This window comes from Hominimerdicola alba 8, from assembly GCF_000178155.2.
Taxonomy (GTDB): domain Bacteria; phylum Bacillota; class Clostridia; order Oscillospirales; family Ruminococcaceae; genus Hominimerdicola; species Hominimerdicola alba_C.
This window is the reverse complement of sequence record NZ_ADKM02000018.1, coordinates 172757-189082: the sequence shown is the minus strand read 5'-3', so window position 1 is coordinate 189082 and position 16326 is coordinate 172757. Positions and strand designations below refer to the sequence as shown.

Genomic DNA, 16326 nt, shown 5'->3' with positions numbered 1-16326 from the left:
GGAGAAAAATATGAGATTTAAGACAATAGCAGTGCTGGCATTCTGCATTGTGCTGACAGGCTGTTCGCTGAGCGTTGAGGTGACAGACAGCAGTGAAGTGACGGCTGAAAGTCAGACGGCTGAGGTGCAGACACAAGTTCAGCCTGACGATGACGGCGGCTATGCGGGCAGTCAGACTGCGGCATTCCTTGCAAGGATAGACAAGCACGATTTTTCGATGAAACTGCGCTCACAGCAGTCGGGCGGCAATGAGGTCATCGAAGAGATCGAGGTCTGCGGTGATGTGATGCGCGATGCCTACAAGGATTCTGAGGGCAAGCTGACCGCCGAGATGTACATTGTCGGCGGAAATATATGGTCTGTTATCAGCGAGGGCAGTGATAAGCCCGTTTGTATCGGCAAAGACGAATATTTTAACGAACATGTGAGAGAGTGTGCTTTCCACTGCCTTTTTGTGGACGATGCTGATAAATTCGGCGGCGCTGACGGTGATACCGAGCGGATATACGGAAATTCCGAGAGCATGGAGTATTTGTTCAACTACGGTGCGGGCGGTCAGCTGAAAAGCTACGAAGCGAACGGGATACACTACGAAGTCATGGAATATGTCGAGGGCATCGGTGAGGTCACACTGCCCGATGCGCTCAAATCAGAGATAGAGAAAGGACAGCAATAATGGAAAAGAAAATAGTTACAGTCATGCTGGCGGCAGTAATGTGCGTCTGTCTGGCGGCTTGCGGCGAAGAAAAAAGTGACATCAGCGAAGGACCTGTTGCGGGCGGCGCGGTAACAAAAGTCACATCTGCGGCAGAGAAAACAGAGTCGGCGGCGGAAGATGATAATGAGAGCAAAGCGGAAGAAAACGTATCTTCCGAAACAGAAGCCCCAAAAGAGGAAGAGCCTGAACTTGCGGCAGCATATGAGGGCAGTCTGACAGAAGCATTCGCAGGCAGTCTGAGCGACCTTGAATTCGGCTTGGAATTTGTGCAGTATGTGACTGATGGCGATGAGGGCATGAAAGAGGTCGAAAGAATTTACGGCGGAGGAAACGGCGAGATAGTACACATGTCAACTGTCACGGCTGAAGGCGGTGTCGAGAAAGAACTTCTTGTATATGAGGGCAAGCTGTACTCGCGCGAAGACGGTGCTGAAAAATACAGCTATGTGCAGGATATGGGCGAGTCCGATAAAACGATGTTCGCTGAACTGCTGATGGGCAGACCGCAGGATATGGAATTTGTGTCGTCTGACAGCTATTCCGACGGCACTATAGAAGAGATATTCAGCGATGGTGAGAAAGATCATACTTATCTCTACAGCGCAGATGGTATCCTTATCAGCATAGAAAGCGACAGAACACTGATACTTGTCAGCAGTTACGAAGACAGCACAGACATCGAGATAACCGATGCCTTTAAAGATATGATAGAATTTTAATTCATAATTCACAATTCATAATTATTGACATGGGCGAAAGTTCGCCGCGTTTTTGGAAGAAAGTGTTTTAGATCACAGCGCATGAACGTGGTCAGCCCCCATTTAAGATAGGAGTTTGAAATGAATATTGTAATGGACGCATTCGGCGGGGATAATGCTCCGCTGGAAGTAATAAAAGGCGCAGTTGATGCGCAGAGAGATTTCGGCGTTGATATAACGCTGGTCGGTGATGAGAAGAAAATAAAGGATTGTGCTAAGAAGAACAGCCTTGATATCTCAGCGCTGAAAATAAAGCACGCCGATACTGTAATAGAGATATGTGAAGAGCCTACCGAAGTCATCAAGGGCAAAAAAGACTGCTCGATGGCTGTCGGTATGCAGATGCTTGCAGACGGCGAGGGAGATGCTTTCGTGTCGGCAGGTTCTACAGGTGCGCTGGTGGTCGGCGCTACATTCATCGTCAAGAGGATAAAGGGCATAAAAAGACCCGCGCTGGCAACAGTCCTGCCTACTGCGGGCAAGCCTACAATGCTGCTTGACAGCGGCGCTAATGCCGACTGCCGACCCGAAATGCTGGTGCAGTTCGGTATAATGGGCAGTGCTTACATGAACAAGATACTGAACGTTGACAAGCCGAGAGTCGCGCTGGCAAACATCGGCGCTGAGGAGTCAAAGGGCAGAGAACTTGAACTGGAAACTTACAAGCAGTTAAAGACCGCACCTGTCAACTTCGTGGGCAATATCGAAGCAAGACAGCTTCCGCTGGGCGACTGCGATGTTTGTGTGGCAGACGGCTTCTGCGGAAATCTTATGCTGAAACTGTACGAGGGCATGGGCAAGTTCTTTTCGGGCGAACTGAAAAGCATCTTCAAAAGCAGTACCAAGTCAAAGCTGGCGGCTGTGATGGTGATGAAAGATATCAACAATTTCAAGAAAAAAGTGGATTATTCCGAGTACGGCGGCGCACCTCTGCTGGGTACTGCAAAGCCTGTCATCAAGGCACACGGCAGTTCTGATGCTAAGGCTTTCTACAATGCGGTAAGGCAGGCAAAGCAGTTCACCGAAACAGGCGTTATCGACACCATAACTGCCGCACTTGAACAGATGAAAAAGGAGAACGGCTGATGGACGAGGAGAAAAATCTGGCGGAATTCCAGAAGCGGATAGGCTACAGCTTCAAGAATGACAGACTGCTTTACGAAGCGCTGTCGCATTCGAGTTTTGCCAACGAGAACAAAAAACAGCGTCACAGCAACGAAAGGCTTGAATTTCTGGGCGACTCGGTGCTTTCGATAGTGGTATCCGACTATATTTTCGAGCATTTCAAGCATCTGCCTGAGGGCGAACTGACAAAGCTGAGGGCATCGCTGGTGTGTGAAAAAGCGCTGTTTGAATTTTCTCACAAGTTTGAACTGGGCAAGTACATATTTCTCGGCAAGGGCGAAGAACTGACAGGCGGCCGTGAGAGGGCTTCGATAGTATCCGATGCGATGGAAGCCGTCATAGCGGCGATATACCTTGACGGCGGTCTGGAAGCGGCAAGAAAGCATATAATGGGCTTCCTGCCGAAGGACATAAATCCTGCGCACACCGAAACTTTCCACGACTACAAGACGGTATTGCAGGAAGTCATACAGCGCAATCCCGAAGAGAAGATAGAGTATTTTCTCAAGGGCGAGGAAGGTCCCGACCATGACAAGCGGTTTACCGTACAGGTGAAACTCAACAGCAATGTCATCGGTGAGGGCGTAGGCAGGTCTAAAAAGAGCGCCGAGCAGAACGCCGCTAAAGAAGCCCTTGACCTTATGGGCATAAAAGTCTGAGATATACAGTTCAAGGTGCAAAGTCCTGCGGGTGGGCGGGCGGGGAGGCAGTCCCTATAAGAGAACAGCTTGCTCACTTTGTCAGAACGGCTCACTTTAACGGGCAGACAAAGCCTGTTAGTCATTATTGGCGCAGAAGAAGTTTTATAAGGGGAATGATAAAATGCACAGTAACATCTCCATTTTCGTGCCCCATGTGGGGTGCCCGCACAAATGCGCTTTCTGTGACCAGAACGCCATAACAGGCAAGCAGAAACTCCCCCATAAAGACGATGTGGAGAAAGCCTGCATGCAGGCACTCAGTCAGGTGGACGATATTTCAGATACCGAGATAGCTTTCTTTGGCGGCAGTTTTACCGCCATACCCCGCGATTATATGCTGGAACTGCTGACAGCCGCGAAAAAATTCGTGGGCGGCGGGCGTTTCAAGGGCATACGCATCTCCACCAGACCCGACTACATAAACGCCGAGATACTGGATATCCTGAAAAGCTATGGCGTTACAGCCATCGAACTTGGTGCGCAGTCCATGTCCGATGAAGTGCTTGAAGCCAACGAGCGCGGGCATTCTGCCGAAGATGTAAGGCAGGCGAGCCGACTGATACGCGAGTACGGCTTTGAACTTGGTCTGCAAATGATGGTGGGACTTTACAAAAGCGGTCATCAGCAGGAGGACGAAACTTTTAACGAGATAATGGCGATACGCCCCGATACGGTGCGCATCTACCCTGTTGTCATACTGAAAAACACAAGGCTTGCAAAACTGCTTGCAAGCGGCGAGTATAAGCCCATGTCATTTGAGGAGGTGCTTTCGCTCTCGACGCGGGCGCTGGGTGCTTTCACGGCGGCGGGCATAAGGGTGATAAAATGCGGCTTGCACGCCAGCGAGATAGTCGAGCAGGATATGGTCGGCGGCTTTTACCACCCCGCTTTCAGGGAACTCTGCGAGGGAGAACTGTACAGACTTCGCATGGAGAGCGAACTGGACAAGGCTGTAAAAGAGGGCAGATCTCCCGAAAATAAAAAACTTGTCTTTGCCGTGAAAAAAGGCTGTATCAGCAAGGCGGTCGGGCAGAAACGTGCCAATCTGCGCGGGTTTGAAGAACTCGGCTTTAAGGTGAAGATCATCGAAAAAGAGGATATCGGTCTGTATGAAGCAAAACTGCTGAGCGATGAAGAAGCGGCACACGACTACGCTGTTCGTAACATAAAGCAGTTAAAGCGAAGCAAGTCCTGTGGGTGCTTTTACTGCGGAAGAATTTTCGCCCCCGCCGAGATAAGCGACATGATAAACGAGGGCTGCGGTACAGCAGTCTGTCCCTACTGCGGCGTTGACAGCGTGATAGGCGATGCGAGCGGCTATCCCGTTACGAAAGACTTCATGCACAAGATGCACGAGCGGTGGTTCTGATGTATGAAGATATGGTAAAGTCGATAATTGCTGAAACTTTGCTGATCTCTCAGCTGGTGCGGAACATCGTTATGTTGAAAAAAGCGCGGGCGCTTCGGCGTGATGTAAAAGCAGGCAATACCGAAAAGGTCAAAACAAGGATAACATTTACAAGAACCGCAGGCACCAGAAGTTATATGGCGCGGGCAGTGTATACAGTCGGCGGAAGCAAGATAACGGGCAGTACGGTCTGCGCAGTTGGGTTTGGCGAACTCAGGCGCGGCAAAGAAAAATATGTCATCGTCGGAAAGACCGACAGCAGTGTTTTCGCACTGGACGAACAGCAGACAAAAGATGCTGTGCTGACATGGTGGACATTCAGCGTGCTTGCGGGGATAGCTGTGCTGTTTATGGCGGCGGGCATAGTATTAGAGATAATAAAGTAATTACGAAAGGCGGTGAAGAATAATGTATCTGCGCGGACTTGAACTGCAGGGGTTCAAATCATTTCCCGATAAGACGGTGCTTAGTTTCGGCAAGGGCATAACCGCCGTCGTGGGACCTAACGGTTCGGGAAAGAGCAATATATCCGATGCCATGCGCTGGGTAATGGGCGAACAGTCGTCAAAGGCACTGCGCGGCGAGAAGATGTCGGGCGTTATTTTTCACGGGTGCGAAACGAGGAAAGAGTCGCCTTTTGCGCAGGTAACACTCATAATCGACAACGAGGACAGAGCGCTCGACATTGACGACGAGGTGGTGTCGGTATCGAGAAAACTCTACAAAAACGGCGACAGTGAGTATCTGATAAACGGCAGTCCCGTCAGGCTGAAAGATGTCAACGAACTGTTCATGGATACCGGTCTTGGCAAGGACGGCTATTCGATAGTCGGACAGGGGCGCATAGCCGATATAGTAAACGGCAAGGGCAGTGACAGGCGCGATATTTTCGAGGAAGCCGCAGGCGTGGCAAAGTTCCGCTATAAAAAGCAGGAGGCTGAGCGCAGACTGGTGGAGGCTGAGGACAACATCGCAAGGCTGACAGATATCCTTGCCGAACTGGAGGGGCGTATAGGTCCTCTGGAAAAGCAGTGCGAAAAGGCAAAAAAGTTCAAGGTGCTGGACGATGAAAAAACAGCGCTGGAAGTTTCGGTGTGGGTGACAAAGCTGGAGCAGAACCGCGCAAAACTGGCTGAAACGGAAGAGCGCATAAAACTGCTGAACGAGCAGTACTCGGCACTTAGCGATGAACTTTCCGATGCCGAAAAGCAGATAGAGGAAGACCTGCGGCAGAGTGCTCAGTGCGCGGCAAACGCCGATGATATCAGCGCAAAGATACATGATGCTGAGATGGCGAGCCGCGGCGGTGAAGCTGAGATAGCCGTCTGTGAGAACGACATAGCGCACATTGAGGAAAATATTCACAAGCTGGAAGAGCAGATAGAAAACTCAAAGGCTGATAAATGTTTTCTTGAATCTGAGCTGAAAAAGCGTAAGGACGAGCTGGAAGAACTGGGCAAAAAGCAGGTCGAGTCGGCAAAAGCTGTGGCTGACAAGGAGAAAGAGTTCAATGACCTGCTGGACGAAGCCGATAGATCGGATAAGGCGGTGGGGGCTGTAAATGCCGAGATAAGCGCCGCTTATCTTGAAAAATCAAGGCTGAGTTTCACGGCGGAAAGCCTGAAAAATACCTTGCAGGAAACTTCCGAACAGCTTGAAAACTTAGCTGATGACAGGAAAGATACCGAAAAAAACAAGGAAAATGCCGATAAAGAACTTGAAAAGCTGACCAAAGAGCAGACTCGCAAGAAGGACTCGCTGGGCGAAAAGGAGAACGTGCTGGGCGGCATGACAAAACTGCTGGAAAAGCGCCGCGAAAAGCTGGACAGTGCGGTGGACAGGTTCGCAAAGGCTGAAAGTGCGCTGACTGAAACGGTCAGCAGACTCAATATCCTAAAAGATCTGGAGCGCTCGATGGAGGGCTTCGGCTACTCGGTAAAGCACATAATGAATGCCACGCGGCAGGGGCGCATAAGCGGCGTTTGCGGTACGGTGGCACAGCTTGTGGGCGTTGAAAAGGAATACTCGGTGGCGGTCGAAACTGCGCTGGGCAGCGCTTTGCAGAACATCGTGGTGGAGAATGAAGATTCTGCCAAGAGGGGCATTCGCCTGCTGAAAGAGGGCAAGGCGGGCAGAGCGACATTCCTGCCAATAACTTCGGTAAAGGGCACAAGGCTGGAAAATGACCGCCTTGAAAACGAGGACGGCTTTGTGGCGCTGGGCTGTGATATAGTCACATATGATAAGAAGTATGAGGGCATAGTGCGAAATCTGCTGGGCAGGATATGTATAGCAGAGGACATAGATGCCGCATCGCGGATAGCGCGTAATTACGGCTATAAGTTCAGGATAGTCACGCTGGACGGTCAGGTGGTCAACGCGGGCGGTTCGTATACGGGCGGCAGTGTGTCGAAAAGCACAGGCATACTCACCCGAAAAAACGAGATAAACGATCTGGAAGAAAAGCGCGTCAAGCTGGAAACTGACCGCGCAGAAGCGGCGGGCGAAAAAGAAAGGCTCTCAAACGAAGCCAACAAGCTGTCTGCTGATATTGAGGGCGTGAAAGAGAGCATAAACTCCCTTAACGCTGACTGCCTGCGCATCGAGATGGAGATAAAGCGCGTAAGCGGGCTGAAAGAAGCCTGCGAAAAAACGCTGGCAGACAGTACCTCACGCGAAAATGAACTGCGTGAAAAAGCGGCGCAGGCTGATGCAGACCTCGACAAGACGCTTAAAGACGAAGCTGAGGTCGATAAGAAGATACTCGAAAAGGAAGCTGAACTGACGACTTCGCAAAGCGAGCAGGAAAGGCTGAAAACACGGCGCGGCGAGATAAGCGCAGAACTTTCCGAACTGAGGATAAAGGGCGCGGAAACGGCAAAGGATATCGAAAGCTGCAAGGATTCCATCGCACAGCTTGAAAAGACCATCACCGACCGCGACAGCGACAGCGGCAAGCTGACTCTCGACATTGAAAACGAAAAGGAAAAGATAAAAGGCAAGCGGGCTGATATCGAGTTCATCAGGCAGAAGATAGCAAACAGCGGCACTGAGGCTGAGAGCCTTAAAACTCAGCTGGAAGAAGAGCGCCGCAAACAGCGTGGATACAGCGACAGCGCCGAAAAACTCAGGGCATCGCAGAAGAACAAGCTGGACGAAAAGGAAAACCTCGCTACACAGCTGAGTCGCGGAGAAGAGCGCAAAAACGCTATATCAGCGGATTTTGACAAGCTGGTAAACAAACTGTGGGACGAGTACGAACTGACCCGCTCGACCGCCGCAGAAAAGGCTCAGCCTGTTGAAGACATGGCAGAAGCCGAGCGCAGGCTGACCGAACTGAAAAACAAGATAAAGTCGCTGGGCAGTGTAAATCTGGGCGCGATAGAAGAGTACGCCGAAGTCAGGGAGAGATACGATTTTCTGGCGGCACAGCTGAACGATGTCAACGTTTCAAAGGAAGAACTTTGCAGGCTGATAGAAGAGCTGACCGAGAAGATGAAATCGGTGTTCATGCAGAGTTTTGACGAGATAAACCGCAATTTCAAAAGCATTTTCAAGGAACTTTTCGGCGGCGGAAGCGGCGAACTGATACTGACCGACCCCGAAAATGTGCTTGAATGCGGCATCGAGATAAGCGTACAGCCTCCGGGCAAGGTCATTACCAGCCTGATGTCGCTTTCGGGCGGTGAACAAGCTATGGCGGCGATAGCGATATACTTCGCGATATTCAGATTTTCGCCCGCACCGTTCTGCCTGCTGGACGAGATAGAGGCGGCGCTGGACGATGTGAATGTAACACGGTACGCGCAGTACCTTCACAGGCTGACTGACAAGACTCAGTTCATAACCATAACCCACCGTCGCGGCACAATGGAGGAAGCCGATGTGCTGTACGGCGTGACGATGCAGGAAAAAGGCATCTCCAAACTGCTTAAAATGGATACGGGACAGACGGTTTTGTAATTCACAATTCATAATTCATAATTCATAATTATTGACATGGGCGGGAGTTCTCTGTTTTGAAATTGGGAATGCGTTTCCGAAATCGTGGGAAATTCCCCAAAAATGTTAAAACATAATATGCGGGCAGAACAAAGCCTTGATACATGCCAAAGAGCGACCCGCGCCGCGTTATCGCGAGAGGTGAACAACGCCGGCGCAGTCGCGCACGAACAAAGCGTCAAGCCTAACGTGCAAAAAGGCTTGCGTGGGGGTATGGGGCGAGTAAGCCTGAAAAATACAAACATAATATGCGGGCAAAACAAAGCCTTGATACATGCCAAAGAGCCGAAGCTTTTGCGCCTTGACCGTAGTGAACAAAATGACCCGTAGGGGCATTTTGCGAACGAAGCGTCAAGCTTTACTGCGCAAAAGTTCGGCGTGGGGGTATGGGGGCTTCGCCCCCATTTAAGATAGGAGTTAAATATGGGATTTTTTGAAAAGCTGAAAAATGGTCTGAGAAAGACTAAGGAATCAATGATGGGCAGGATCGAAAGACTGCTGCATGCGTTTACCAAAATTGATGAGGATCTGTTTGAAGAACTGGAGGAAACTCTGATATTGTCGGATATCGGCGTGAATACTTCGGTGAAGATATGCGATAAGGTGCGCGACTATGTCAAGCAGAAAGGCATAACCGACCCGACCGCGATAAAGGACGTGCTGAAAGATGTCATAGCTGAAATGCTGGGCGAGGAACAGCCGCTTGATTTGTCTACCACTCCATCGGTCATACTGGTGATAGGTGTCAACGGCGTTGGCAAGACCACTACTATCGGTAAGCTGGCTAATCAGCTGAAAAATGAGGGCAAGCGCGTTATCGTGGCGGCGGCTGATACTTTCAGGGCAGCGGCGATAGACCAGCTGGAAGTCTGGACTGACAGGGCAGGCGTTGAACTGATAAAACATAAGGAGGGTTCTGACCCTGCGGCTGTTGTGTTCGATGCGCTGACAGCGGCTAAGGCAAGACAGGCTGATGTCGTCATCTGCGACACTGCGGGCAGACTCCACAACAAGAAGAACCTTATGAACGAACTGGAAAAAATATCGAGGATAGTCCACCAGCAGGCTGAGGGCTGTGCGCTGGAAGTACTGCTGGCACTTGATGCAACCACAGGACAGAATGCGGTAAATCAGGCACAGCAGTTCAATGAGGCGGCAAATATCACAGGCATAATACTCACAAAGCTGGACGGCACTGCTAAGGGCGGTATCGTAATAACCATCTGCGATGACCTGAAAATACCTGTCAAGCTGGTGACAGTCGGTGAGAAGATAGACGATATACAGCCGTTCATCGCAAGGGATTTCGTCGATGCGCTGTTTGAGTGATGAGGTGGACTTATGAAACTTGTGATAGCAAGCAATAATAAAGGCAAGATAAGGGAGTACAAACAGCTTCTTGAAAAACACGGCTACGAAGTCATGTCGCAGTCGGAAGCGGGTCTTAAGCTGGAAGTCGAGGAAACAGGCACGACTTTTGCCGAGAATTCGGCGCTTAAGGCAAGGGCGGCTCATGCCGAACTGGGCTGTGCGGTGCTGGCTGATGACAGCGGTCTTGCGGTAGATGCGCTGGACGGTGCGCCCGGCGTGTATTCGGCAAGGTACGGCGGCATCGATGACGATGCCGAGAGATGCGAGTATCTGCTGAAAAATCTGGAAGATGTGCCCGATGACAAAAGGGGAGCGCACTTTGTCTGCACCATACATTTCATCGACACCGACGGCAGTGAGATAAGCGTCGAGGGCAGAGTTTACGGCGAGATAGGCAGAAAGCCCGTCGGTGAGAACGGCTTTGGCTATGACCCCGTTTTCATGTACAAGGGCAGAAGTTTTGCGCAGATACCCGCTGAGGAGAAAAACGCAGTATCCCACAGGGCTGAAGCGCTGAAAAAGCTGGAAGAAAAGCTGGTCGCAAAGCGCGGCTGATAAAGATAGTAAAGGAATGTTCAGATATGACACCGATAATATATAAGGTCGCACGTATCGACGGCGACTATGCCCACCTCACCAATACCGAAACAGGTGAGGATATCCTCGTGGCTATGGCGCTTCTGCCTGACGAAACAGACGAGGGTATGACACTTAAATGGGAGAATTTCGAGTATTCGGTAATAGGCTGATGCGAAAATGTCAGACGGCGGGAATTTTTTTCCCGCCGTTTTTGCTTGCAAAAATCGTGAGTATATGGTATAATGTTTATTACCGAATAATGACGGAGGACTTTTTATGAACATAAAAAATGTCAGGATATATACGATGGATAACAGCGATACCATCATCGAAAACGGCTATGTCACCATTGAGGGGAACATCATCACAGCAGTGGGTGAGGGTTCACCCGCAAATGAAACAAAAGACGATATCGACGGCAGAGGAATGACCCTCTATCCCGGATTTATCGATGCCCATACCCATATGGGGCTGACAAGCGCGGGTGTCGGCATAGAGGGTGAAGACCTCAACGAAGAGTTTGACCCATGCACCCCCCAGCTGGATATACTGGACGGCATAAATCCGCTGGACTATTCCTTTGAACTGGCAAGACAGGCGGGCATTACTACGGTGATAGTATCTCCAGGTTCTACAAACCCCATAGCGGGCGCTATCGTGGCGGTCAAGACCGACGGCAGACGCATCGACAGCATGGGCAGGGGGCGCATCGGCATGAAGATGGCGCTGGGCGAGAACCCGAAACTCACCTATATGGACCATGAACAGTCGCCTGTAACAAGAATGGCTGTGGCAAGCATCATAAAGGATAACCTCAACAAGGCACAGCGCTATATGCGCGATAAGGAACAGGCTGAGAGCGAAAGCGACATGCCCGATTATGACAGCGCTATGGAAGCGCTGATACCTCTGCTGAAACGCGAGATAAAGGCACATTTCCACTGCCACCGCGCAGATGATATCTTCACTGCGGTGCGCATAGCCAACATGTTCGACCTTGACTACATACTGATACACTGCACTGACGGTCATCTGATAGCTGAGGAACTGGCGGGCGAGAAAGCAAGCTGTGTGGTTGGTCCTGTGATATGTGACAGGTGCAAGCCCGAAATGGCTAACCTCACCCCGAAAAATGCGGCTGTGCTGAAAGAAAACGGTCTGGAAGTGGCAGTATGCACCGACCATTCGGAAGTGCCTATAGAATATCTGCCGATATCGGTGGGTATCTGCATCAAGAACGGGCTGAGTTTCTATGACGGCGTTAAGGCGGTGACTTCTTCGGCGGCTAAGATAGTTGGCATTGATGATATCACAGGTTCGTTAGAACCGCGCAAGCTGGCTGACATGGTGCTGTTTGAGGGCAGTCCGTTTGAAGTTATGTCAAGCCCCGCGCTTGTGATGGTAGATGGCAAAGTCGTTCGCAGGGAGGGTGTGTGATGGGCATACTTTACGTTGTCGGCACGCCGATAGGCAATCTGGGCGATATGACCTACCGCGCAGTGGAAACGCTTGAAAAGGTGGATTTCATCTGCGCTGAGGACACCAGAGTTACCATGAAACTGCTGAACCATTTTGAGATAAGACCGAAAAAGCCCCTGATATGCTATCAGGAACACAATGCCGCACACGCAGGCGAGCAGATAATCGAAAGGCTTATAGCGGGCGAAAATGCCGCAATAGTCACCGATGCGGGTATGCCCTGCATCTCAGACCCCGGGGAAAAGCTGGTCAGGCTGTGTGCTGAGAACAACATAAAAGTCGAGGTAGTGCCCGGACCCTCTGCTGTGATATCGGCGCTGGCGATAAGCGGGCTGAATACTTCAAGATTTCGGTTCGAGGGTTTTCTGTCGGTGAACAAGCGGCAGAGGTATGACCATCTGGCGCAGGTGAAAGATGCCCGCGAAACACTGATATTCTACGAAGCCCCCCACAAACTGCATAAGACACTGAGGGATATGCTGGAATATTTCGGTGACAGGAAGATATCTCTCTGCCGCGAACTTACCAAACTCCACGAAGAAGCCATACGCACCACACTTTCGGCGGCGCTGGAGATGTACCCCGATAACAAGGCGGCAAAAGGCGAGTTCGTACTGGTGATAGAGGGTGCGGCAGAAGAGGATATCGCTGAGGCGGAAACTATCGAGCAGGCATTTGCACAGGTGCAGGCACTTGTGCAAAAAGGCGTGCGCGGCACCGATGCCTGCCGTGAGATAGCGAGGGCAACAGGCTTCTCGAAAGGTGAACTTTATTCTATGTTGGTAGAAAACAGCAACTATAGCGATCCAACTATTTAAATTCACAAGATCCTGTCTGAATTTTAAGGCGGATCGCTATAAATACTATAAAGGAGTGATACTATGTTAAAGAAATTCACAGCTGCCGCAGCAGCACTGGTCATGGTACTTTCGCCCGCAGCGGGCAGCGCATTTGATGCACTGGCGGCAGGCATTCCCGCGACTGAGGACAGCAGCGACTTCGTGCTGGACTGCACCAGCACCGCAGGTTATGAATATCTCGGCACTATGGCAAACGGTGAAGAGATGCAGAAACTCTACGACAAGATGTACGATGTTGCCCTTGAACTGTGGAACGATACCGACCGCACAGTGGGCAGCTACTACGGTTACAACTGCTATTCGGTACTGAAAAACGGCGGGCTGACTGCCGCTGAAGCCTCGATAGTGTATTACACTTTCAGAGATGACAACCCGATATTCTACTTTGTCAGCGAACATTCGGCATGCAGTGAAAAAGAGTTCCTTATGATCGTCGATGATGCCTATATCTATGGCAGCGACAGGGCGAGAGTACAGTCGAACATCGAGGACTACATAGTAAATACTGCTTTGAAAGCATCGGGCAGGGCTTACGACAAGGCTAAGGCTGTACATGATGTGCTTACGAAAGACCTTGAGTATGCCTTTGACCAGTATGGCAGTCCATCGGCGGAAGCGTGGGCGCACAACATCGCGGGTGCTGCCGAAAAGGGCAGCGGTGTCTGCGAAACTTATGCCCGCACTTTTCAGACGGTGCTGAACTATCTGGATATCGACAACTATTTCGTCAGCGGCACAGCAGACGGCGGCGAGCATGCGTGGAACGCTGTCAGACTCGATGACGGCATGTGCTACTATGTTGACTGCACATGGGACGATATGCTGGGCGGCTACACATACTTCGCAAAGGGCGAATATTCTATGAGCGCAGACCACACGCCCTATCACCCAAGCGATAATTTTCAGACATTCCTGATAGAACTGCCCGATATAAGCGATACGGATTTCGACCCCGACAATTATATCCCTTATGAACCCGATGAGCCTGATGAACCGCAGCCGATCGACAACGGCGAGTATGATGTCAACGGTGACGGCAAAGTGAATGTAACTGATATCTCGATGGTGGCGGCGCATGTCAAGGGCATAAAGCCGCTGAAAGATGAAAGACTCGAAAGGGCTGACATCAACGGCGATGGCAAGGTGACGGTCACCGATGTGGCAAAGCTGGCTGCAAGGGTAAAGGGTGTAGGATAAAAAAAGCCCCGCATTGACAGTGAGGAATAAGGAGAAACAGAATGAAAAGAAAAATACTGGCTGCTGTGGCTGCCGCTGTTGTTCTGGCAGCGGGCTGCAGCGAAGTCCCCGAAGAGAAAAACAGTGAAAAGACAGATACGAATACTTCTGTTGCAGCTGAGGGCGAAACTGAGGAAACTCTCAGCGAAACAGAGAACACATCAAGCGCGGCGGAGGAAGTTCCCGAAGAAGAGGACGACAGTCTTTATGACACTACGCCAATCTCGCAGGCGTATCTGACAGGGGACAGTTCGGCGCTTGATGAGATGCAGCGCGATATCCTCAAACGTGCAGAAGAGGTCATAGCACAGTGCGTGACCGATGATATGACCGACTATGAAAAGGAACTGGCGATACACGACTACATCATCACCAATGTGACATATGACAAAGGCGAACTGAGCATTTTCGGTGAAGCGGGTGAACATGCTGCCGACCCCTACGGTGCGCTGTATGACGGTCAGTGCATTTGCAGCGGCTACACCACCACTTTCCAGATGTTCATGGATATGCTGGAGATACCATGTATCTCGATGAAAGCGGCTGCTGACGGCGGCGAAGACCATGCGTGGAACATGGCGCAGATAAACGGTCACTGGTATTATGTTGATGTAACGTGGGACGACCCTGTTCCCGATAAGGACGGCAGACCCATCGAACACAAGTATTTCAACACCTCGCGGGAAGTGATGCAGGCGCGTCATGAGTGGGACAGCAGTACCGACCCCGCAAATGACAGCGTTGAGGACAGCTACATCAGCCATGAACTGGCAGTTGTGGAAAGTCCCGAAGATGTGCTGACACTGCTTGAAAGTGCAATTGAACGCGGAACAGGTAATGTTTATTTTGAAGTGGCTGACCCCTCCGCTGAGGGCTGGTATCTCGAAGAGGCTGACGATGTTGACAAATACATCTACCCGAATGCGATACATGATGACCTCAGCGTGGTATATAATGATTTTATGCGTGAATATAAAAGTCATTTTGTAAGGTGGCAGCGCATCGAACATGATGGTAAGATAATAGTCGCGGCGTATATCAGTAAGCTGTGACTCCCTTATAACGCAATAAAAGCCGTGTCCGAACCATCGGACGCGGCTTTTTGTTATGTGGCTGTACAACGCTCAATTATTCTTTTGTTTACCGCATTTTCAGTCGGTGTGCTATCAGCATATAGATACGGTACAGCACTTGCCCGATGGCTGTTCTTCAAAGTCAAGGTGCAGTACGGCGTTGTCGATGATGTTATCGTAGAACCAGCCTGTGCTGTAGAAATCGTTGGGGGTGCTGTAGCGTTCGGGAAGACCCAGTTCGCGCTTTACCGCATTTCTGTCAAGACCAAGTACAGGCAGGTCAAAAGGCTTCTCAAAGCGTATCGAGCGCAGGGTAAGTGCGTCCTCACTGAAAGAGAGCAGAACGCCCGCATCTCTGAACCTGACATTGAAACGCTTTAATATCAGTTTTTTCATAAGGGTGCGTTCAGCTTCGGCAACTGTCATGCCGGGACGCAGAGAGGTGAACCTCGCCGCAGGAAGGTCTTTGCCGAAGATCTCCAGTTCATGCCCCGATATTACGCACATGTCATCGCACCTTATCAGCACGACTTTTTCTGCCGCCGCTGAGAAAGAGGAAAACATCTCGGTAAGTATGTTGAAACTCTCGCGGGCTTCATCGGGGTCAAGTTCAGTACCCAGCAGGACTGCGGGGTGATAGTTCTGGGGACTGTATGACGGTGAAATCTCAACATGTGCGGCAAAACTGCGGAAGAAGAGCAGGTTCGCTCTCATTATGCCTAGCGCTCGGCGGCATTCAAGCCCCGCAAAATAGAGTTTGTTTTCGTCATCATAGCGCTCGGTCGTGGTCGAGTCGAACAAGACCTCGATAAGTTCCTGCGAAAATGCGGTCTTGTCAAACAGTTCTTTAGCGGCTTCCTCATTGCCTGCAAGGAACTTAATAAGGCTTACGCGCGGTCTTATGCCTTTTTCTATCATGGCACTGCCGCACATCATCATCATCAGTTTTGCTGTGCTTTTGCTGTCCAATTCCAGCGCAACTTCATATTCGCTCATTTTTTACCCCCTGATGTAAG

The 16326-nt window shown here is 50.6% G+C and carries 15 protein-coding genes; 14 read left to right on the top strand and 1 reads right to left on the bottom strand.

Translation table 11 applies throughout. The features are described 5' to 3' along the window. Window positions 1-10: 10 nt before the first annotated feature. The 14 genes from CUS_RS01600 (at window position 11) to CUS_RS01535 (ending at window position 15289) form a co-directional block, all read left to right on the top strand. Window positions 11-676, top strand: a complete 666-nt coding sequence (locus CUS_RS01600; RefSeq protein ID WP_002847145.1) for a hypothetical protein — start codon at window positions 11-13, stop codon at window positions 674-676. Beyond that, complete coding sequence (locus CUS_RS01595) at window positions 676-1437, top strand: hypothetical protein (RefSeq protein ID WP_002847009.1); 762 nt, start codon at window positions 676-678, stop codon at window positions 1435-1437. Before CUS_RS01600 ends, CUS_RS01595 begins: the two co-directional genes overlap by 1 nt. 120 nt (window positions 1438-1557) lie before the next feature. Continuing rightward, window positions 1558-2562 (top strand): phosphate acyltransferase PlsX, encoded by a 1005-nt coding sequence (gene plsX, locus CUS_RS01590; protein WP_002847089.1) that lies wholly within the window; start codon window positions 1558-1560, stop codon window positions 2560-2562. Further along, the gene (gene rnc / locus CUS_RS01585; RefSeq protein ID WP_002847030.1) at window positions 2562-3260 is read left to right on the top strand and encodes a ribonuclease III; all 699 of its coding nucleotides are present in this window, start codon (window positions 2562-2564) and stop codon (window positions 3258-3260) included. The genes plsX and rnc overlap by 1 nt, the downstream gene beginning before the upstream one ends. 163 nt (window positions 3261-3423) lie before the next feature. After that, complete coding sequence (locus CUS_RS01580; protein WP_002847135.1) at window positions 3424-4671, top strand: elongator complex protein 3; 1248 nt, start codon at window positions 3424-3426, stop codon at window positions 4669-4671. Continuing rightward, window positions 4671-5096 carry a hypothetical protein gene (locus CUS_RS01575; RefSeq protein ID WP_002847033.1) on the top strand — a complete coding sequence of 142 codons (426 nt, stop codon included), beginning with the start codon at window positions 4671-4673 and terminating at the stop codon, window positions 5094-5096. The genes CUS_RS01580 and CUS_RS01575 overlap by 1 nt, the downstream gene beginning before the upstream one ends. Before the next feature lie 22 nt (window positions 5097-5118). Continuing rightward, window positions 5119-8673: a chromosome segregation protein SMC gene (gene smc / locus CUS_RS01570; RefSeq protein ID WP_002847142.1), complete on the top strand. Its 3555-nt coding sequence runs from the start codon at window positions 5119-5121 to the stop codon at window positions 8671-8673. Window positions 8674-9135: 462 nt separating this feature from the next. After that, the gene (ftsY, locus tag CUS_RS01560; RefSeq protein ID WP_002846992.1) at window positions 9136-10041 is read left to right on the top strand and encodes a signal recognition particle-docking protein FtsY; all 906 of its coding nucleotides are present in this window, start codon (window positions 9136-9138) and stop codon (window positions 10039-10041) included. A 12-nt stretch (window positions 10042-10053) separates the two neighbouring features. Further along, complete coding sequence (rdgB, locus tag CUS_RS01555) at window positions 10054-10638, top strand: RdgB/HAM1 family non-canonical purine NTP pyrophosphatase (protein ID WP_002847061.1); 585 nt, start codon at window positions 10054-10056, stop codon at window positions 10636-10638. A 26-nt stretch (window positions 10639-10664) separates the two neighbouring features. Further along, a complete protein-coding gene (locus CUS_RS20000) occupies window positions 10665-10832 on the top strand; it encodes a hypothetical protein (RefSeq protein WP_002847163.1) in 168 nt (55 codons plus the stop codon). Window positions 10833-10938: 106 nt separating this feature from the next. Beyond that, window positions 10939-12099, top strand: coding sequence for an amidohydrolase (locus CUS_RS01550; RefSeq protein WP_002847039.1), 1161 nt, complete (start codon window positions 10939-10941; stop codon window positions 12097-12099). Continuing rightward, window positions 12099-12959, top strand: coding sequence for a 16S rRNA (cytidine(1402)-2'-O)-methyltransferase (gene rsmI, locus CUS_RS01545; RefSeq protein WP_002846953.1), 861 nt, complete (start codon window positions 12099-12101; stop codon window positions 12957-12959). Before CUS_RS01550 ends, rsmI begins: the two co-directional genes overlap by 1 nt. Before the next feature lie 63 nt (window positions 12960-13022). Next, the gene (locus tag CUS_RS01540) at window positions 13023-14198 is read left to right on the top strand and encodes a dockerin type I domain-containing protein (RefSeq protein ID WP_002847068.1); all 1176 of its coding nucleotides are present in this window, start codon (window positions 13023-13025) and stop codon (window positions 14196-14198) included. Between the two features lie 41 nt (window positions 14199-14239). After that, the gene (locus CUS_RS01535; protein ID WP_002847050.1) at window positions 14240-15289 is read left to right on the top strand and encodes a transglutaminase domain-containing protein; all 1050 of its coding nucleotides are present in this window, start codon (window positions 14240-14242) and stop codon (window positions 15287-15289) included. A gap of 114 nt (window positions 15290-15403) precedes the next feature. On the opposite strand, the gene CUS_RS01530 is transcribed toward CUS_RS01535, so the two are convergent. Beyond that, the gene (locus CUS_RS01530; protein WP_002847108.1) at window positions 15404-16306 is read right to left on the bottom strand and encodes a hypothetical protein; all 903 of its coding nucleotides are present in this window, start codon (window positions 16304-16306) and stop codon (window positions 15404-15406) included. Window positions 16307-16326 lie beyond the last annotated feature (20 nt).